The sequence below is a fragment of the Caballeronia temeraria genome (assembly GCF_001544795.2).
Classification (GTDB): Bacteria; Pseudomonadota; Gammaproteobacteria; order Burkholderiales; family Burkholderiaceae; genus Caballeronia; species Caballeronia temeraria.
Window position 1 is genome coordinate 179,599 of sequence record NZ_FCOI02000011.1, and the last position, 18,674, is coordinate 198,272.

At 64.1% G+C, this 18,674-nt stretch carries 18 protein-coding genes; 14 read left to right on the plus strand and 4 right to left on the minus strand.

Annotated features, from left to right (window positions below; genetic code table 11):
• Positions 1-55 precede the first annotated feature (55 nt).
• A complete protein-coding gene (locus tag AWB76_RS17930) occupies positions 56-625 on the minus strand; it encodes a cytochrome b (protein WP_061161527.1) in 570 nt (189 codons plus the stop codon).
• A gap of 436 nt (positions 626-1,061) precedes the next feature.
• Here AWB76_RS17930 and AWB76_RS17935 point away from each other — a divergent pair, with 436 nt between their 5' ends.
• From AWB76_RS17935 to AWB76_RS17955, 5 genes are all read left to right on the plus strand, one after another.
• Positions 1,062-1,721 (plus strand): paraquat-inducible protein A, encoded by a 660-nt coding sequence (locus AWB76_RS17935; protein ID WP_061161479.1) that lies wholly within the window; start codon positions 1,062-1,064, stop codon positions 1,719-1,721.
• Positions 1,718-2,398 (plus strand): paraquat-inducible protein A, encoded by a 681-nt coding sequence (locus AWB76_RS17940; RefSeq protein ID WP_061161480.1) that lies wholly within the window; start codon positions 1,718-1,720, stop codon positions 2,396-2,398. Before AWB76_RS17935 ends, AWB76_RS17940 begins: the two co-directional genes overlap by 4 nt.
• A complete protein-coding gene (locus tag AWB76_RS17945) occupies positions 2,391-4,073 on the plus strand; it encodes a PqiB family protein (RefSeq protein ID WP_061161481.1) in 1,683 nt (560 codons plus the stop codon). Before AWB76_RS17940 ends, AWB76_RS17945 begins: the two co-directional genes overlap by 8 nt.
• On the plus strand, positions 4,070-4,774 hold the full coding sequence (locus AWB76_RS17950) for a PqiC family protein (protein ID WP_061161482.1): 705 nt from the start codon (positions 4,070-4,072) through the stop codon (positions 4,772-4,774). The genes AWB76_RS17945 and AWB76_RS17950 overlap by 4 nt, the downstream gene beginning before the upstream one ends.
• Before the next feature lie 149 nt (positions 4,775-4,923).
• On the plus strand, positions 4,924-5,532 hold the full coding sequence (locus AWB76_RS17955; RefSeq protein ID WP_061161528.1) for a glutathione S-transferase N-terminal domain-containing protein: 609 nt from the start codon (positions 4,924-4,926) through the stop codon (positions 5,530-5,532).
• A gap of 274 nt (positions 5,533-5,806) precedes the next feature.
• Here AWB76_RS17955 and AWB76_RS17960 read toward each other — a convergent pair whose 3' ends face one another.
• The 3 genes from AWB76_RS17960 to AWB76_RS17970 form a co-directional block, all read right to left on the minus strand.
• Complete coding sequence (locus AWB76_RS17960; RefSeq protein ID WP_061161483.1) at positions 5,807-6,364, minus strand: TetR/AcrR family transcriptional regulator; 558 nt, start codon at positions 6,362-6,364, stop codon at positions 5,807-5,809.
• 139 nt (positions 6,365-6,503) lie between these two features.
• Positions 6,504-7,631 carry a tRNA 2-thiouridine(34) synthase MnmA gene (gene mnmA, locus AWB76_RS17965; RefSeq protein ID WP_061161484.1) on the minus strand — a complete coding sequence of 376 codons (1,128 nt, stop codon included), beginning with the start codon at positions 7,629-7,631 and terminating at the stop codon, positions 6,504-6,506.
• A 7-nt stretch (positions 7,632-7,638) separates the two neighbouring features.
• Positions 7,639-8,121: an NUDIX hydrolase gene (locus tag AWB76_RS17970; RefSeq protein WP_061161529.1), complete on the minus strand. Its 483-nt coding sequence runs from the start codon at positions 8,119-8,121 to the stop codon at positions 7,639-7,641.
• 223 nt (positions 8,122-8,344) lie between these two features.
• On the opposite strand from AWB76_RS17970, the gene AWB76_RS17975 reads away from it, so the two are divergent.
• The 9 genes from AWB76_RS17975 (at position 8,345) to purH (ending at position 18,604) form a co-directional block, all read left to right on the plus strand.
• A complete protein-coding gene (locus tag AWB76_RS17975; protein WP_061161485.1) occupies positions 8,345-9,490 on the plus strand; it encodes a Re/Si-specific NAD(P)(+) transhydrogenase subunit alpha in 1,146 nt (381 codons plus the stop codon).
• Between the two features lie 14 nt (positions 9,491-9,504).
• On the plus strand, positions 9,505-9,825 hold the full coding sequence (locus AWB76_RS17980) for an NAD(P) transhydrogenase subunit alpha part 2 (RefSeq protein WP_061161486.1): 321 nt from the start codon (positions 9,505-9,507) through the stop codon (positions 9,823-9,825).
• Positions 9,825-11,267: an NAD(P)(+) transhydrogenase (Re/Si-specific) subunit beta gene (locus AWB76_RS17985; protein ID WP_061161487.1), complete on the plus strand. Its 1,443-nt coding sequence runs from the start codon at positions 9,825-9,827 to the stop codon at positions 11,265-11,267. Before AWB76_RS17980 ends, AWB76_RS17985 begins: the two co-directional genes overlap by 1 nt.
• Before the next feature lie 147 nt (positions 11,268-11,414).
• Positions 11,415-12,719, plus strand: coding sequence for a THUMP domain-containing class I SAM-dependent RNA methyltransferase (locus AWB76_RS17990; protein WP_061161530.1), 1,305 nt, complete (start codon positions 11,415-11,417; stop codon positions 12,717-12,719).
• A gap of 126 nt (positions 12,720-12,845) precedes the next feature.
• Complete coding sequence (locus tag AWB76_RS17995; protein ID WP_061161488.1) at positions 12,846-14,243, plus strand: aminopeptidase P N-terminal domain-containing protein; 1,398 nt, start codon at positions 12,846-12,848, stop codon at positions 14,241-14,243.
• 2 nt (positions 14,244-14,245) lie between these two features.
• The gene (locus AWB76_RS18000; protein WP_061161489.1) at positions 14,246-15,436 is read left to right on the plus strand and encodes a UbiH/UbiF/VisC/COQ6 family ubiquinone biosynthesis hydroxylase; all 1,191 of its coding nucleotides are present in this window, start codon (positions 14,246-14,248) and stop codon (positions 15,434-15,436) included.
• A 213-nt stretch (positions 15,437-15,649) separates the two neighbouring features.
• Positions 15,650-16,744 carry a tRNA dihydrouridine synthase DusB gene (dusB, locus tag AWB76_RS18005; protein WP_061161531.1) on the plus strand — a complete coding sequence of 365 codons (1,095 nt, stop codon included), beginning with the start codon at positions 15,650-15,652 and terminating at the stop codon, positions 16,742-16,744.
• Positions 16,741-16,974 (plus strand): Fis family transcriptional regulator, encoded by a 234-nt coding sequence (locus AWB76_RS18010; protein WP_040052966.1) that lies wholly within the window; start codon positions 16,741-16,743, stop codon positions 16,972-16,974. The genes dusB and AWB76_RS18010 overlap by 4 nt, the downstream gene beginning before the upstream one ends.
• Before the next feature lie 64 nt (positions 16,975-17,038).
• Positions 17,039-18,604: a bifunctional phosphoribosylaminoimidazolecarboxamide formyltransferase/IMP cyclohydrolase gene (gene purH / locus AWB76_RS18015; protein WP_061161532.1), complete on the plus strand. Its 1,566-nt coding sequence runs from the start codon at positions 17,039-17,041 to the stop codon at positions 18,602-18,604.
• Positions 18,605-18,674: the final 70 nt, after the last annotated feature.

The window sequence follows — 18,674 nt, forward strand, 5'->3', positions numbered from 1 at the left end:
AACAATCAGCCGCCGGGAAACGCCCTGCCAACGGCGAAGAAACAATGCGACGCGCTTATCTGAGAAACGGCAGCATGCGTGCGAGCAAGCCGTCGCGATCGACGAAATGGTGCTTCAGCGCAGCGAGCACGTGCATGACGACGAAGAACAGCAAGGTGTAATTCAACGCGACATGCACGATGCGCAGCGTCGCCTTCAGCGCCTTGTCCGGCCCGATGATCGTCGGCAGCGGCAGCACGCCGAGATACACCACCTGAATGCCCGCCGCCGAGCTGTAGAGATAACCGGAAGCGGGAATGACCAGCATCAGCACATAGAGCAGGACATGCGTGAGATGCGCGGCGCCCTGCTGCCAGCGCGGCATGCCTTCGGGCATCGACGGCGCCGGGTGCGTCGCGCGCCAGACGAGGCGCAAGAGCGCGAGCGCGAACACCGTCACGCCGATCCACTTGTGCCACGAGAAGTACTTGAGCTTGGTCGGCGTGATGCCCGGGATATCGGTCATGATCCAGCCGAGCCAGAAGCCGCCCACGATCAGCAACGCGATCAGCCAGTGCAGGCCGATCGCCGTTGCGCTGTAACGTTGCGCCGGTACTGTCGCCGCGATGCGAGCGGTACTTTCCATATTGCTTTCACCCATGTTTTCGATGTTGCCCGGCCGGTCGCCAACGACGACAAGCATTCACGGCCGCCATGCTACCTCAACAATAACGAAACGCCAGCGCGCGAGGCGCTCCGCGCGACAGCCGCAAACCCAATCCGGGCATGACTTTGCGGGGTTTCGAGCCGCGCGCGTGCAACGAACTATTTCACGCGTGCAACGGTCGATGAAGACGCGAACAAGCGGCGCGAACCCCGGCGGATTCCGGCATCAACGCATTAACGAACGACCCGGCGGATTAATTCCGCGCCTGAAGAGGCTTTCCGGCCAAATGTGACTGCTCGTCGCCATTTGATACCATGCTGCTACCAATTTCGCTGGCCCGCTGTTTGCTATGCCCTCTCGGAGCCGGTCCTCGCGGCGCCCGACCATAACGCTCGACACGCCTCGGGCCTCGACCATGAACGCGAACGAACCGGATGATCTGATCGCGTGTCACGAATGCGACGCGCTCTTTCATAAACGTGCCCTGCCTCATCGCACTTCGGCGAAATGTCCGCGCTGCGGATCGCTGCTGTATCGGAGCATCTCGTCGAACCTCGACAAGATCTGCGCAATGACGCTCGCCGCGCTCGTCACGTTCGTGATCGCGCAGGGCTTTCCCATCGTCGAGCTGGACGCGAACGGGCTCACGTCGGAGACGACGCTCATCGGCGCAATCATCGCGTTGTGGAACGAGCAGATGGAAATCATGGCCGTGCTCGTCTTCTGCTCGACCATCCTGTTTCCGCTGTGCGAACTGCTCGCGCTGTTATATGTGCTGCTCCCGCTGCGTTCCGGCTACGTTCCGCCGGGCTTCAACGCACTTCTGCGCGGCATTCAGCTCGTGCGTCCGTGGGGCATGATCGAAGTCTTCATGCTCGGCGTGCTCGTCACGCTCGTGAAGATGGTAAGCATCGCGCGCGTGATTCCCGAAGCGGCGCTCTTCGCGTTCGGCGCACTGACGCTCATGTTCGCGGTCGTCGTGAGCTTCGATCCGCGCGCGCTGTGGGACATCGCGAGCCGGCTCGGCACGCGCGAACCGAAGCGCATCGCAACCGAAGCGAGGCAGAAATCGTGAGTGATTCCATCGATCCGAACACGGGCGAAGCCGCGCGCGAAACGCTCTACACCACGGCGTCGGAGGCGAAGGTCGTCGGCTGTCATGCGTGCGGGCTCGTGCAGCCGCTCGCGCATACCATCGAGAAGCAACGCTGCACGCGCTGCGATGCGGTCGTGCACCGGCGTCATCCGGATAGCATCGCGCGCACGTGGGCGCTTCTGATCAGCGCGGCGATCCTCTATATCCCCGCGAACCTGTTTCCGATCATGCATACGTCGTCGATTCTCGGTTCCGAAGACGACACCATCATGAGCGGCGTCGCGCTCTTCTGGAACGACGGCGACTATCCGCTCGCGGCGGTGATCTTCGTCGCCAGCATTCTCGTGCCGATGCTGAAGCTCGTCACGCTCGGCTTTCTCACCATCAGCGTGCAGCGGCGCTCCACATGGCAGCCGCGTCAGCGCACGACGCTCTTTCGCATCGTCGAGGGCATCGGCCGCTGGTCGATGCTCGATGTCTTCGTGATCACGCTCACCGTCGCGCTCGTGCGCTTCAAGTCGCTCGCCGTCATCACGCCGGGGCCGGGCGCGCTCGCGTTCGCGTCGGTCGTCGTGCTGACGATGATCGCCTCTATGCAATTCGACCCGCGCCTCATCTGGGACAACATCGACCCGTCAGGAAAGAGACATGACTAGTGCCCAAGGTCCGAACGACCCGAAGCAGCCCGCGCCGCCCGCCGATGACAGCCGCAACGGCGGCCCGGGCAAAGGCGGCGGCCTGCCGCCGAACCTGCCCGATCCCGTGATCGAGCCGCGCAGCCGCTGGCTGCCGTCGCTCGTGTGGGTCATTCCGCTCGTCGCGGCGCTGATCGGCGTGATTCTCGTCGTGAAGACGGTGTCGAGCCGCGGGCCGACCGTGACCATCAGCTTCGTGTCGGCGGAAGGTCTCGAACCGGGCAAGACGAAGGTGAAGTTCAAGGATGTCGATATCGGCACGGTCAAGACCATCACGTTGTCGAAGGATCATTCGCGCGTGCTCGTCGATGTGCAGCTCACCAAGGAAGCCACCGATTTCGCCGTCAAAGACACGCGCTTCTGGGTCGTGCGTCCGCGCGTCGCGGCAAGCGGCGTGACCGGGCTGTCCACTCTGCTGTCGGGCGCGTATATCGGCGTCGATGCAGGCAAATCCACCGACGATCAGTCGTATTTCGTCGGACTCGAAACGCCGCCCGCCGTCACCGGCGACCAGAAAGGCCACACCTTCACGCTGCACGGCGAATCGCTCGGCTCGCTCGATATCGGCTCGCCCGTCTACTACCGGCGCGTGCAGGTCGGGCAAGTGGTCGCGTTTTCGCTCGACAAGGACGGCACCGGCGTCACGCTGCAGGTGTTCGTGACTGCGCCCTACGATCAGTACGTCGGCACCAATTCGCGCTGGTGGCATGCGAGCGGCGTCGATCTGCGGCTCGATTCGAGCGGCTTCACGCTCAACACGCAATCGCTCGCGACGGTCGTGCTCGGCGGCATCGCGTTCCAGACGCCGCCGAACCAGCAGTCCGGCCCGCAGGCGCAGAACAACGCGACCTTCCGTCTGGCCGGCGATCAGTCCGACGCGATGCGCGATCCCGACGGTCAGGCCGTGCACGTCGTGATGAACTTCAACCAGTCGCTGCGGGGCTTGTCGGTCGGCGCGCCGGTCGATTTCCGCGGCATCGTGCTGGGGCAGGTGACGGGCATCGGGGTGCAATACGATCAGAAATCGCATTCGTTCATGATGCCGGTCACGATCGATCTCTACCCCGACCGCCTCGGCCGGCGCGCGAAGCAGGCGCTGCCCGAACAAGGTTCGACGGCGAGCCAGGACATGCTGCAACTGCTCGTGAAGCGCGGCCTGCGCGGCCAGTTGCGCACCGGCAACCTGCTGACGAGCCAGTTGTACGTCGCGCTCGACTTCTTCCCGAAGGCGGCGCCTGCGCAAGTGAATGCCAACAACGATCCGATCGAGCTGCCTACCGTGCCGAACACGCTCGACGAGCTGCAATTGCAGATCGCGGACATCGCGCGCAAGGTCGACAAGATTCCGTTCGACGAGATCGGCACGAATCTGAACGGCTCGCTCAAGAACGCCAACGCGCTCTTCGACAAGCTCGACAAGGAGGTGCTGCCGGAAATGCGCGACACGCTCACGCAGGCAAAGAACACCTTCGGCCAGGCGCAATCGACGTTGCAATCGGACTCGCCGCTCCAGTCGGACGTGCATCAGGCGTTGCAGGAACTCACGCGCACGCTTCAATCGCTCAACTCGCTCGCGGATTATCTGGAGCGCCATCCGGAATCGCTCGTGCGCGGAAAATCGGGAGACAAACCATGAAGGTCGGCTCGTTGATGTTGACTCTGGGCGCAGCGGCGCTGCTCGCCGCCTGCGCCTCGCCGACGAGCCGTTTCTACACGCTCGGCGGCAGCGGCGCGCGGCCCGTGCCGTCGACGCAGGCGTCGTTCTACTTCGAGCTTGCGCCCGTCGACATGCCGCAGCAGGTCGCGAAGAATCAGTTGGTGGTGCAGACGAGTCCCGCGCAGGTGCGCGTGCTGGAGGAAGAACGCTGGGCCTCGCTGCCCGGCGACGAAGTGCGCCGCGCGCTCTCCTCCGATCTCACGCAGCAGCTCGGCGCGATCGACGTCTACGGCACGCCGCATCCGGAGTCCGTGCCGGTGTACCGCGTGAAGGTGAACGTGCAGCGCTTCGAATCGTGGCCGGGCTCGCAGGCCGTCATCGACGCCGTGTGGAGCGTGCGCGCCGCCGGTTCCGATACCGTCCTGACGTGCCGGACGGTCGCGCAGGAGCAGGTGGACGCGGGTTACGACGCGCTCGTCGAAGGTCATCGCAAGGCGGTCGGCGAACTCGCCTCCGCGATCTCCGCGGGCATGCGCAGCCTCGGTTCGTTGCCGCGCGCGACGGCCGGCGCGCCTTCCGCTTCGGCAAAGGGCAAAGGCGTCGTGACCACGAAACCCGCTGCCCCGCCGGTTCTGCCGTGCCCGTCGGCGAGCGCGGCGGCGACTGCCAGCGCGCAGTGATTCGTCCGGCCAGCAGCGCGCGGGGCGCGCTTCCTGTTGTCGGCAGGCGACAAGTCGGCGGGCGTTCATCTCGAATTTGCCGATCGATCACGTTCGCCCGGTTAAGATCGTCGACGCCCGTATTCCGGATCCACCGTGAACATTAGATGATGAAACTGATCGGTTCGCACCCCAGCCCATTCGTCCGCAAGGTGCGGATCGTCATGGCGGAAAAGAAGATCGACTGCGAACTGGTGCTCGAAGACGTCTGGGCATCCGATTCGAAGATCCACGATTTCAATCCGCTCGGCAAAGTGCCGTGCCTCATTCTCGACGACGGCGAAGCGGTATTCGATTCGCGCGTCATCTGCGAGTACGTGGACACGCTCACGCCCGTCGGCAAGCTGTTGCCGCAGGAGCGCCGCGAACGCACCGAAGTGCGCTGCTGGGAAGCGCTCGCCGACGGCATGCTCGATGCCGCCGTGCTCGTGCGGCTCGAAGGCGTGTTGCGCGAGGAAGAGCATCGCAGCGAGAAGTGGGTTGCGCGTCAGCGTCACAAGATCGAAGACGGTTTGCGCGCGATGGCGCGCGGCCTCGGCTCGAAGCAATGGTGCTCGGCGAATCGCTTCACGCTCGCGGATATCGCGTGCTGCTGCGCGCTCGGCTACCTCGATTTCCGCATGCCCGATCTGAACTGGCGCGAGGCGCATCCGAATCTCGACAAGTACTACGCGCGCGTCTCGCAGCGGCAGTCGTTCATCGACACTGCACCAGTTTGATTCGCGTCCGCTGGCGCTCCCGCTCGTGCGGGAGCGTTTTGATGCCACGTCGAGAGTTTATCTATCGCTAGATAGAAACGCTCGAGCGATGACATCTCGTGAAGTCCAATGCCGGCGCCAGATTCCCGGAAATCGGCCGGTCTCTCACCCTATGAACCGATGTACGCGCGACACGGGTCAAAACGCCGACATATGCCGCCAAAATCTATCTACTCGACGGTAGATAATCGAACGTCAATTCACGCGTTTTTCACAAGGTTATCCACAGGCTTATCTACCGCCGGAATGCGTCCGTGACTTCTTCCAGCCGCGCGCGCGTCTGAAACAGGCGGCACGCGAGCAGACTGCCCTGGAACGCGGCGTACAAAGTGCGCGCGGCGGCTTCGGGCTTGCCGCCGGCATCGAGCGTATCCTGTGCCTCGCCTTCGGCAAGCACCTTCATCAGCCAGTTCTCGTTTGCCTTGTAGAACGATTGCACCGCATGGCGAACCTTCTCCGGCAGCGACTCGATGTCCGATGCGAGCATCCCGCACAGGCAGATCTGCCTGCCGTCGCCGATGATCCGCCCGAACAGCTTCGTATAGCGGTCGAGCTTCTTGTCGGCCGGGGCGGAACTGTCGATTGCGTAGATCGACGACATCACGTCCGCGCTGTACGCATTCACGGCTTCGAGCGCGAGATCTTCCTTGGTCGGAAAGTAGTAGTGGATGCTCGACGTCTTCACGCCGACCAGCGCCGACAGATCGCGGTAGCTGAAACCGTTGTAGCCGCGCGTCATCAGGAGCGTCTGGGCGTGGTCCAGCAGCGCTTCGCGCACCGTGTTCTTGTCCATTCGGCCAATGGTCCGATTATCCCTGCATGCGATGTGCGTAATTTATCTATCACTAGATAGACGGTCAAGCGCCTGTTTCAAAAAAGTTTTTGTCGGATCGATATGAAAAAGCCCTGACCGGAGTCAGGGCTCGTCGGTACTAACGCGCCGCCGCGAGCACCGCGGCTTGCGGCGACTCCTGCGCCGCCGCCTGCTCGATGATGCCGCCGCCCAGACACACATCGCCCTGATACAGCACGGCGGATTGGCCCGGCGTCACGGCCCATTGCGCATCGTCGAAATGGAGCGCGAAGCGGCCATCGTGCGCATCGGCGAAACGGCAAGCCGCATCCTGTTGCCGATAGCGCGTCTTCGCACCGCACGCCGCGCCCTCGTCCGGCGCGAATCCGGCGACCCAGCTCGTATTGCCCGCGACGAGTGTCGCCGACAGCAGCCACGGATGATCGTGCCCCTGCACGACATAGAGCGTGTTCGTCGCCATGTCCTTGCCGGCGACGAACCACGGCTCGCCGCTGCCGTCCTTCGCCCCGCCGATGCCGATGCCCTTTCTCTGCCCGAACGTATAGAACGCGAGCCCGATATGCTCGCCGACGATCTTGCCTTCGGCCGTTTTCATCGGACCGGGCTTGGTTGGCAGATAGCGGTTGAGGAACTCGCGGAACGGCCGTTCGCCGATGAAGCAGATGCCGGTCGAATCCTTCTTCTTCGCGTTCGGCAGACCGATCTGCGCGGCGATCTCGCGCACTTTCGTCTTCGGAATCTCGCCGAGCGGAAAGAGCGTCTTCGACAACTGCGCCTGGTTCAGCCGATGCAGGAAGTACGACTGATCCTTGGTCGAATCCGTCGCCTTGAGCAACTGGAACAGCCCGTCCTGCTCGCGCACGCGCGCGTAATGGCCCGTCGCGATGGTTTCCGCACCGAGCGACATCGCATGATCGAGAAACGCCTTGAACTTGATTTCGGCGTTGCAGAGCACGTCGGGATTGGGCGTGCGGCCCGCCGAATACTCGCGCAGGAATTCCGCGAACACGCGGTCCTTGTATTCGGCGGCGAAATTGACCGCCTCGACATCGATGCCGATCAGATCCGCGACCGACACCACGTCGATCCAGTCCTGCCGGGTCGAGCAGTATTCGCCGTCGTCGTCGTCTTCCCAGTTCTTCATGAAAAGGCCCACGACGTCGTAGCCCTGTTCCTTCAGGAGCCATGCCGTCACGGACGAATCCACGCCACCCGACATGCCCACCACCACTTTCTGCTTGCTCATAGGGATATCACGCCCGCACCACCGGCGCGACCGAATGCGTATGAATGAAATCGAGCGGCACGCGCCGCCCGGATAAATAATCGTCGACACATTTCATCACGAGCGGCGTTCTGTGCCGGTCGACGGATGCACGAAGCTCGTCGGCGCTGAGCCACATCGCGCGCACGATGCCTTCGTCGAGCGAACGGCCGGTCTCTTCGCCGAGCGACTTGCCGCAAAACGTGAAGCGCAGATACGTGACATCGCGTCCCGGCCGCGCGAAGTGCGTCATATAGGCGCCGACGAGCGCCTCCGGCTCGAAGCGATGCGCCGTTTCCTCGAAGGTTTCGCGGATCACCGCTTCGACGAGCGTTTCGCCCGCTTCGAGGTGACCGGCCGGTTGGTTGATTCGCAGCCCTGCGGATGTGTGCTCTTCGATGACGAGGAAACGACCGTCTCTTTCGACGATCGCAGCCACCGTAACGTGGGGGGCCCAAGTATCTGATTTCATGGTGAGATATTTTACCGCCCCGGCCGCGATCGCGCGCGAGCGTCCTAAGGGTAAGCGCTGACGGCCGGCATGCATAACGAGTGCCTGATCGGATTCTTGCGCGCGCAATCTTCGGTTACAGTTGCGATAGCCGTCGGTTCCAGCATTTGAAATAAAACTCAGCCTTAAGCCTTCCTAATCCTTCCCCAGGTGACGGAGGCAACAAAGACAGGAGGATTGCAAGATGCACATTGGAGTGCCTGCAGAAACGCGGGCGAACGAGGCGCGCGTCGCCGCCACGCCCGAAACGGTCAAAAAGCTCGTCACGCAAGGACATCGCGTTTCCGTCCAGAGCGGCGCGGGCTTGCCGGCAAGCTATATCGACGATGCGTTCGCCCAGGCGGGCGCCGATCTCGTCGATGCCGCCACGGCCTTTTCCGCCGAGATCGTCCTCAAGGTCCAGTCGCCGAGCGAAAGCGAATTGGCGATGCTCAAACCGGGCGCCGTGCTGATCGGCATGCTCGATCCTTTCAACACCGAGAACACCGCGCGGCTCGCGTCGGCGGGCGTGACGGCGTTCGCGCTCGAAGCCGCGCCGCGCACGACGCGCGCGCAAAGTCTCGACGTGCTGTCGTCGCAGGCGAACATCGCCGGATACAAGGCGGTGCTCATGGCCTGCCAGTATTACCAGCGCTTCATGCCGATGCTCATGACCGCCGCGGGCACCGTGAAAGCCGCGCGCGTGCTGGTGCTGGGCGCGGGCGTCGCCGGTTTGCAGGCGATCGCAACGGCCAAGCGTCTGGGCGCCGTCGTCGAAGCGTCCGATGTGCGTCCTGCGGTCAAGGAGCAGATCGAATCGCTCGGCGGGAAGTTCGTCGACGTGCCGTTCGAAACCGACGAGGAACGCGAGGCCGCGGTCGGCGTCGGCGGTTACGCCCGCCCGATGCCGCCGAGCTGGCTCGCGCGGCAGGCGGCGCAGGTGCACGAGCGTGCGAAGGCGGCGGACATCGTCATCTCGACGGCGCTGATTCCAGGCCGTCCCGCACCGACGCTGATTTCCGTCGAAACGGTCAAGCACATGAAGCCCGGCTCCGTGATCGTCGATCTCGCCGCCGGCCGCGGTCCCGAGTTCGAGGGCAAGAAAGGCGGCAACTGCCCGTTGACGGAAGTCGACACGGTGGTGATGAAGCACGGCGTGCATATCGTCGGCCATACGAATCTCGCGTCGATGGTCGGCGCCGATGCCTCCGCGCTCTACGCCCGCAATCTCCTCGACTTCCTGAAACTCATCATCACCAAGGAAGGGACGCTCAACATCGATCTCGCGGACGATATCGTCGCGGCCACGCTCCAGTGCCGCGACGGACAGCTTGCCCGCGCCACGGCCTGAACACGGAGACGCACATGGATGTCATCAATCACACGGTGATCAACCTCATCATCTTCGTGCTGGCCATCTACGTTGGCTACCACGTGGTGTGGAACGTCACGCCTGCGCTGCATACGCCGCTCATGGCCGTGACCAACGCGATTTCGGCGATCGTGATCGTCGGCGCGATGCTCGCGGTCGGCCTGACCGTCGGTGTCGCGGGCAAGTTTTTCGGCACGCTCGCCGTGCTGCTCGCGGCGGTGAACGTGTTCGGCGGCTTTCTCGTCACGCGGCGAATGCTGGAAATGTTCAAGAAGAAAGAGCCGAAGAAGCTGCCGGTCAAGGAGGGTGCGTAATGAGCCTGAACGTCGTTACTCTCCTGTATCTCGTCGCCTCGGTGTGCTTCATCCAGGCGCTGAAGGGCTTGTCGAATCCGAAGACCGCGCGCATCGGCAACACGTTCGGCATGGCGGGCATGGCAATCGCCATTCTCACCACGCTCGCGCTGATCGTTAAGCAGGCCGCGTATCTCGAAGCGAATCTCGCGCTCGGGCTGTCGCTGCTGTTCGTCGCGCTGATCATCGGCGGCGGCGCGGGCGCGTACATCGCGGCGAAAGTCGAGATGACGAAGATGCCCGAGCTCGTCGCGGCGATGCACTCGCTGATCGGTCTCGCGGCGGTGTGTATCGCCTACGGCGTGGTCGCGGAACCGGCGGCGTTCGGGCTCGCGCCGCTCGGCGAGCCGATTCCGTACGGCAATCGCGTCGAGTTGTTCATCGGCACGTTCGTCGGCGCGATCACGTTTTCGGGTTCGGTCATCGCGTTCGGGAAACTGTCGGGCAAGTACAAGTTCCGGCTGTTTCAGGGCGCGCCGGTCACGTACTCGGGCCAGCATCTGATCAACCTCCTGCTGGCGATTGCGATGGTCGGCTTCGGCGTGATCTTCATGCTCACCGAATCGTGGCTGCCGTTCATCATCATGACGATCATCGCGTTCGCGCTGGGCGTGCTGATCATCATTCCGATCGGCGGCGCCGACATGCCGGTGGTCGTGTCGATGCTGAACTCGTACTCGGGCTGGGCGGCGGCGGGCATCGGCTTCTCGCTGAACAATCCGATGCTGATCATCGCCGGTTCGCTCGTGGGCTCGTCGGGTGCGATTCTGTCGTACATCATGTGCAAGGCGATGAACCGGTCGTTCTTCAACGTGATTCTCGGCGGCTTCGGCGGCGAAGCGGGCGGCGCGGCGGCGGGAGGCGCGACGGAGCAGCGTCCCGTCAAATCCGGTTCCGCCGATGACGCCGCGTTCATGCTCGGCAATGCCGAAAGCGTGGTGATCGTGCCGGGCTATGGGCTGGCCGTCGCGCGCGCGCAGCATGCGTTGAAGGAGCTGACGGACAAGCTCGTGGAGAAAGGCATCGACGTGCGGTACGCGATTCATCCCGTCGCGGGGCGCATGCCTGGGCATATGAACGTGCTGCTGGCTGAAGCGGAAGTGCCGTACGAGATGGTTCAGGAGATGGAGGACATCAACAGCGAGTTCGGCCAGACGGACGTGGTGCTCGTGCTCGGCGCCAACGACGTCGTGAATCCGGCCGCGAAGACCGATCCGAAATCGCCGATCGCGGGTATGCCGATTCTGGAGGCGTACAAGGCGCGGACGATCATCGTGAACAAGCGCTCGATGGCGGCGGGTTATGCCGGGCTCGACAACGAACTGTTCTATATGGACAAGACGATGATGGTGTTCGGGGACGCGAAGAAGGTCGTCGAGGAGATGATGAAGGCGGTGGAGTAAGCGTCACACCGGCTCGAACGCGGTGCACCGTAGCGCCGGCCTCCCTCGGAGCGCCGGCGCTTTCTTTTTCTGGCGGCGAACGTGCGCCGCATGCCGGACGGACCGCCCGCGTACAATACCGCCTTTACTCGTCCGAAAAAGCAGCTCATGTCCTCCCCTCTCTTCGACTGGTTTGTCCCCTGCCCGCGCGGTCTCGAAGCGCCGCTCGCCGCCGAGCTCACGGAGATCGGGGAGCGGCACGTGGAAAGCGCGCCTCTTTCAGGCGGCGGATCACTCGTCGTCGGCGCGCAAGTGCCCGGCGGCGTGCACTTTCGAGGCGGCTGGGTCGCGGGCATGGGGGCGAACCTGCATTCGCGCATCGCGAGCCGCGTGCTGCTGAAGGTCGCGCAAGGCCCGTATCGCAACGAGCAAGATATCTACGAACTCACGCATCGGCAACGCTGGGAGCAATGGTTCACGCCGAGCCAGACGATGCGCGTCGACCTCACCGCGATCAAATCGCCGGTGAAGAGCCTCGAATTCACGACGCTGCGCGTGAAGGACGCCGTCTGCGACCGCCTGCGCGACGTCGCCGGCGCGCGCCCCAGCATCGACACCGCCCAGCCCGATGTGCGCGTGTTCGCGTTCCTCACGATGAACGAATGCACGCTCTATCTCGATACATCCGGCGAACCGCTCTTCAAGCGCGGCTGGCGTCTGGATAAAGGCGCCGCGCCGCTGCGCGAAAATCTCGCGGCGGGCATTCTGCGCCTCACCGGCTGGACGCCCGGCACGCCGCTTTTCGATCCGATGTGCGGCAGCGGCACCTTCCTCGCCGAAGCGGCGCAAACGGCGCTCAACATCGCGCCGGGCAACGATCGGCGTTTCGGCTTCGAAAAGCTGAAGCCGTTTCATGCGGGCATGTGGCAGAAGCTCAAGACGGCCGCGCTCGAACAGCGCCGCGCCGCGCGCGCGTCGCAGGCCGAGCTGAGCATCTTCGGCAGCGACATTTCCGGCGACATGCTCGAAAAAGCGCGCGCGAACCTGACCCGCGCGGGCATCACCGATCTCTCGCTCAAACAGGTCGACGCCCGCAACATGGTGCCGCCGACCGACGCGCCCGGCATCCTGCTCGCCAATCCACCGTACGGCGAACGTATCGAAGTGCGCGGACGCGGCCCGCGCGGCGAGAGTCGCGATACGCCACGCTCGCGCCGCGAGGACGACGACGCCTTCGCCCGCGCCCAGCCCGATCCGGCCGACACCGAGTTCTTCATCTCCTTCGGCAACGCGCTCAAGCAACGCTTTCCCGGATGGCGCGCCTACGTGCTCACGTCCGACCGCAAGCTGCCGGGCCTGCTGCGGCTGCGCGAATCGACGAAAACGCCGCTCTTCAACGGCGCGCTGGAATGCCGCCTGTTCCGTTTCGACCTGATCGCGGGCAGCGTGCGCAATCGTCCCGCTGACGAATGAGTATCCGGCGCGGTCGCGTACCGCGCCACTAGGCCGAATGGCATAGGCCAAATCGCCTCGCTGTCGTTTCGGCCTATGCCGAATGGCCGAGTGCCGGCATCGCGAAGCCGGCGCTACAATCGGCGCATGAACTCACCGACCGAACTCGCCAGTCCCATCGCCGTCGACATCTACCGTGCGCGTCGCGAGCGCGTGCTCGCCGCGCTGCGTGCGCAAGGCGGCGGCGTCGCCATCGTGCCGACCGCGCCGGAAGTCATGCGCAACCGCGACACGGACTACCCTTTCCGTCACGACAGCTACTTCTACTATCTGACGGGCTTCAACGAACCCGAGGCAACGCTCGTGCTGAACGCGAGCGCGAAGGACGGCGAGGCCGCGTCGATCCTCTTCTGCCGCGAAAAAAACGCGGATCGCGAAACGTGGGAAGGCTTTCGCTTCGGCCCCGACGCCGCGCGCGACGCGTTCGGTTTCGACGCCGCGCTGCCCATCGACGCGCTTGACGAAGAAATGCCGCGCCTGATCGCCGACAAACCCGCGCTGCATTACGCGCTCGGCACGTCTGCGGACCTCGATGGCCGCGTGCGCGACTGGCTCGCCGCCGTGCGCGCGCAAAGCCGCACCGGCGTGCGCGCGCCAACGAAAGCGGAGAATCTGCTGCCCGTTCTGGACGAGATGCGCCTCGTGAAAGACGCGCACGAAATCTCGATCATGCGCCGCGCGGCATCGATTTCCGCCGAAGCGCACCGTCGCGCCATGCGCGCGTGCCGCCCCGGCATGCGCGAGTACGAGATCGAAGCCGAACTGCTCTACACGTTCCGTCGCCACGGCGCGCAGGCGCCGGCGTACGGATCGATCGTCGCGGCGGGCGCGAACGCGTGCGTGCTGCACTACCCGGCCGGCAACGCAATCGCGCGAGACGGCGACCTGATTCTCATCGACGCCGCGTGCGAGCTCGACGGCTACGCATCCGACATCACGCGCACCTTTCCCGCAAGCGGCCGCTTCACGCCGGCGCAGCGCGAACTCTACGACATCGTGCTTGCCGCGCAAGCCGCCGCCGTCGATGCAACGCGCGCAGGCGTCAGCTTCGACGCGCCGCATCAGGCCGCGTTGAAAGTGCTGTCGCAGGGCTTGCTCGACACCGGAATCCTCGATAAAGCCAAGTTCGGCAGCGTCGACGACGTTCTCGCGCAACGCGCCTACGCGCGCTTCTACATGCATCGCACGGGACACTGGATCGGCATGGACGTGCACGACGCGGGCGAATATCGCGAAGCCGGCGGCCCGCTCGACGAGCAAGGCGCGCGCGCCTGGCGCAACCTGGTTCCCGGCATGGCGCTCACCATTGAGCCGGGTCTCTACGTGCGCGCCGCCGAAGACGTGCCGGAACAGTATTGGAACATCGGCATTCGCATCGAAGACGACGCCATCGTCACGGAAAACGGCTGCGAGCTGATCACGCGGGAAGTGCCCGTCGCCGCCGATGAAATCGAAGCGCTGATGCGCGAATCAAACGCAAACTGATCATGAGCGACGTTCCAGGCATCGAACCGCATTTCGATTACGACATCGCCATCGTCGGCGCGGGGCCGGTCGGGCTGGCGCTCGCCGGCTGGCTCGCACGCCGCAGCGCGACGTCGCGGCTGTCCATCGCGCTGATCGACGCGCGCACGCCCGAAGCCGCCAGCAACGATCCGCGCTCGCTCGCGCTGTCGCACGGCAGCCGCGTGATGCTCCAGCCGCTCGGCTTTCCCGGTGACGCCACCCCGATCCGCCGCATCCACGTCTCGCAGCGCGGGCACTTCGGCCGCACGCTGATCGAGCACGACGAGCACGAGCTGCCCGAACTGGGCTATGTGGTGCGCTACGGCTCGCTCGTCGGCACGCTCGCCGATGCGGTGCGCGCAACGAAGGTCGACTGGCTCACCGACACGTCCGCGCTCGCGCCGTTGCAGGATAACGACGGCGTCACCTTGCCGCTGCAATCCGCGAGCGGCGAGCGCACGATCCGCGCGAAAGTGCTCGTGAATGCGGAAGGCGGCCTGTATCAGAAGGGCGATCCGTCCGATGAGCGCCGCGCACGCGATTACGGCCAGACGGCGATCGTCGGGACGGTGAGCGTGTCCGATCCGCGCGCGAACGTCGCGTGGGAGCGCTTCACGAAAGAGGGGCCAATCGCCCTGTTGCCCTGCGGCGGCCCGCGCCATGCAGATTATTCGCTCGTCTGGTGCTGCTCGCCCGACGAAGCCGCGCGCCGCGTGCAACTCGACGACGACGCTTTCCTCGCCGAACTCGGCGCCGCGTTCGGCACGCGCATGGGCCGGTTCACGAAGATCGCGTCGCGGGCTGCGTTCCCGCTCGGGCTGACCGCGCTCGACGTGCTCGTCGACAGACGCACGGTCGCGATCGGCAACGCGGCGCAGACGCTGCATCCCGTGGCGGGCCAAGGCCTGAATCTCGGCCTGCGCGACGCGCTCGCGCTCACCGACGCGCTTTCCGCCGACGGCCCGCGCCCGCTCGCGCTCGCTCGCTTCGCGCAACGACGCGCGCTCGACCGGCGTCTGACGATCGGCGCGACCGACACGCTCGCGCGCATTTTCACCGTCGATTTCCCGCCGCTCGCAGCGATGCGCGGCCTCGCGCTGACCGCGCTCGAGTTCCTTCCACCGGTGAAAACCGCCCTCGCCCGTCAGATGATGTTCGGCCAGCGGCGCTGACCAGGCACGAAAAAAGGGCAATCGTCTACGCAGAGCTCAGGCACTTATCCTCTATGAACGCCCGTTCTTTCATAGAAGATTTAATGACTTGCACGCGATTGCTCTTAATTTCAGCACGCGCTTCGCGTTAAAATAGGCGTTTCCCCTTCAGCAACGTTGCATCCGCCTGACGCGGCTTTTGCCGAGATCGACAGCGCGGATCGTTTAGCCTTCATGCCCACCATCGGTTCACACGTCCTGCGCAATAACCTGTTCGTCGCCCCGATGGCAGGTGTCACCGACCGCCCGTTCCGGCAGCTCTGCAAGCGCATGGGCGCGGGCTACGCGGTGTCGGAGATGGTCGCGTCGAACGCGCAGTTGTGGAAAAGCGAGAAGACCATGCGCCGCGCCAACCACGCGGGCGAAGTCGAGCCGATCTCGGTGCAGATCGCGGGCGCCGATCCGCAGATGCTCGCGGAAGCCGCGCGCCACAACGTCGCGAACGGCGCGCAGATCATCGACATCAATATGGGCTGCCCGGCGAAGAAAGTGTGCAACGTGGCCGCCGGGTCCGCGCTGCTGCAGAACGAACCACTGGTCGCGCGCATTGTGGAAGCCGTGGTGCAGGCGGTCGGCGTGGGTCCGGACGCGGTGCCGGTCACGCTCAAGATTCGCACGGGGTGGAATCGTGAGAACAAGAACGCGCTGACTATCGCGCGGATCGCGCAGGAAGCCGGCATTTCCATGCTCACCGTCCACGGCCGCACGCGCGCCGATCTCTACAAGGGCGACGCGGAATACGAAACCATCGCGGCGGTGAAGGCGTCGGCGAAGATTCCGGTGGTCGCGAACGGCGACATCACCACGCCCGAAAAAGCCCGCGACGTGCTCGCCGCAACCGGCGCCGACGCCATCATGATCGGCCGCGCGGCGCAGGGCCGTCCGTGGCTCTTTCGCGAGATCGAACATTTTCTGACGACCGGCGAGAAACTGCCGCCGCCGCGCATCGACGAGATCCAGCAGGTGATGAACGAGCACCTCGAAGATCACTACGCCTTTTACGGGGAATTCACGGGCGTTCGGACTGCGCGCAAGCATATCGGCTGGTACACTCGCGGCCTTTCCGGCGCCAACACCTTCCGGCACCGGATGAATACGCTGGACACGACCAAAGAACAATTGCTCGCTGTCAACGAATTCTTCGACGCGCAAAAGGCGTTGTCCGACCGTCTCGTCTATGTCGACGAGGCCGGCGACGCAGACGACGCGGCCGAAGAAGAATCGTGTGGCGGGCTCAACAATACGAAAGACCGACTGATTGCCGCATGAGCAGACATAACATCGAACAATGCGTCCGCCAGAGCCTCGACAACTATTTTCAGGATCTGGACGGCTCGAACCCACACGACGTCTACGACATGGTGATTTCATGCGTGGAAAAACCCCTGCTCGAAGTGGTGCTCGAGCAGGCGGGCGGTAACCAATCGCTCGCTGCCGAGTATCTCGGCATCAACCGCAACACCTTACGCAAGAAGCTTCAGCAGCACGGATTGATTTGATTCATCGGACTGAGGCGAGCGCCTTGGTCCGGCCTGGTTTCCCTCTTCGGTTTCAGTGTTCATCATGATCAAGCAAGCGCTCCTCTCAGTCTCCGATAAATCCGGCATCGTCGATTTCGCGAAATCGCTGTCGGAACTCGGCGTCAAGCTCCTCTCGACCGGCGGCACGGCGAAACTGCTCGCCGACGCGGGCCTGCCCGTGACCGAGGTCGCCGACTACACCGGCTTTCCGGAAATGCTCGACGGGCGCGTGAAGACGCTGCATCCGAAGGTTCACGGCGGCATTCTCGCGCGCCGTGACCTGCCCGAGCACATGGCGGCGCTCGAGAAGCACGACATTCCGACCATCGATCTGCTGGTCGTGAATCTGTATCCGTTCGTGCAGACGGTCTCGAAGGAAGAGTGCTCGCTGGAAGACGCGATCGAGAACATCGATATCGGCGGCCCGACCATGCTGCGTTCGGCGGCGAAGAATCATCGCGATGTGACGGTCGTCGTCGATCCGGCCGACTACGCCGCCGTGCTCGACGAAATGCGCGCGAACGGCAACAGCGTCGGCTACAAGACGAACTTCCGTCTCGCGACGAAGGTTTTCGCGCACACCGCGCAGTACGACGGCGCGATCACGAACTATCTGACGAGCCTGACCGAAGAGTTGCAGCATTCGAGCCGCAAGACGTATCCGGCAACATTCAACCTCGCGTTCGAGAAGGTGCAGGGTCTGCGCTATGGCGAGAATCCGCATCAGAGCGCGGCGTTCTACCGCGATCTGTCCGTGCCGGCCGGCGCGCTCGCGAACTACGAGCAGTTGCAGGGCAAGGAACTGTCGTACAACAACATCGCCGATTCGGATGCCGCGTGGGAATGCGTGAAGACGTTCGACGCGCCCGCCTGCGTCATCATCAAGCACGCGAATCCGTGCGGCGTGGCGGTCGGCGCGAACGCGGCCGAAGCGTATGCGAAGGCATTCCAGACTGACCCGACGTCGGCGTTCGGCGGCATCATCGCGTTCAATCGTGAAGTCGACGAAGCCGCGGCGCAGGCCGTCGCGAAGCAGTTCGTCGAAGTGCTGATCGCGCCTTCGTTCAGCGAAGCGGCGCGCGCCGTGTTCGCGGCGAAGCAGAACGTGCGTCTCCTGGAGATCGCGCTCGGCAACGGTCACAACACGTTCGATCTGAAGCGCGTCGGCGGCGGTCTGCTCGTGCAATCGCTCGATGCAAAGAACGTGCAGCCGCACGAACTGCGCGTCGTGACGAAGCGCCATCCGACGCCGAAGGAAATGGACGATCTGATGTTCGCGTGGCGCGTGGCGAAGTACGTGAAGTCGAACGCGATCGTGTTCTGCGCGAACGGCATGACGATGGGCGTCGGCGCGGGCCAGATGAGCCGCGTGGATTCGGCGCGCATCGCGGGCATCAAGGCGCAGAACGCCGGCCTGACGCTGAACGGCTCGGCCGTGGCATCGGATGCGTTCTTCCCGTTCCGCGACGGTCTCGACGTCGTCGTGAACGCGGGCGCGACCTGCGTGATCCAGCCGGGCGGCTCGATGCGCGACGACGAAGTGATCGCCGCCGCCGACGAGCACAATATCGCGATGATCTTCACCGGCACGCGTCATTTCCGCCATTAAGCATCACGGCTTCATTTAAGATTGGCCTGTTTGCGCAATGAACGGCGCAGGCAGGCCTTTTTAGTTTCAA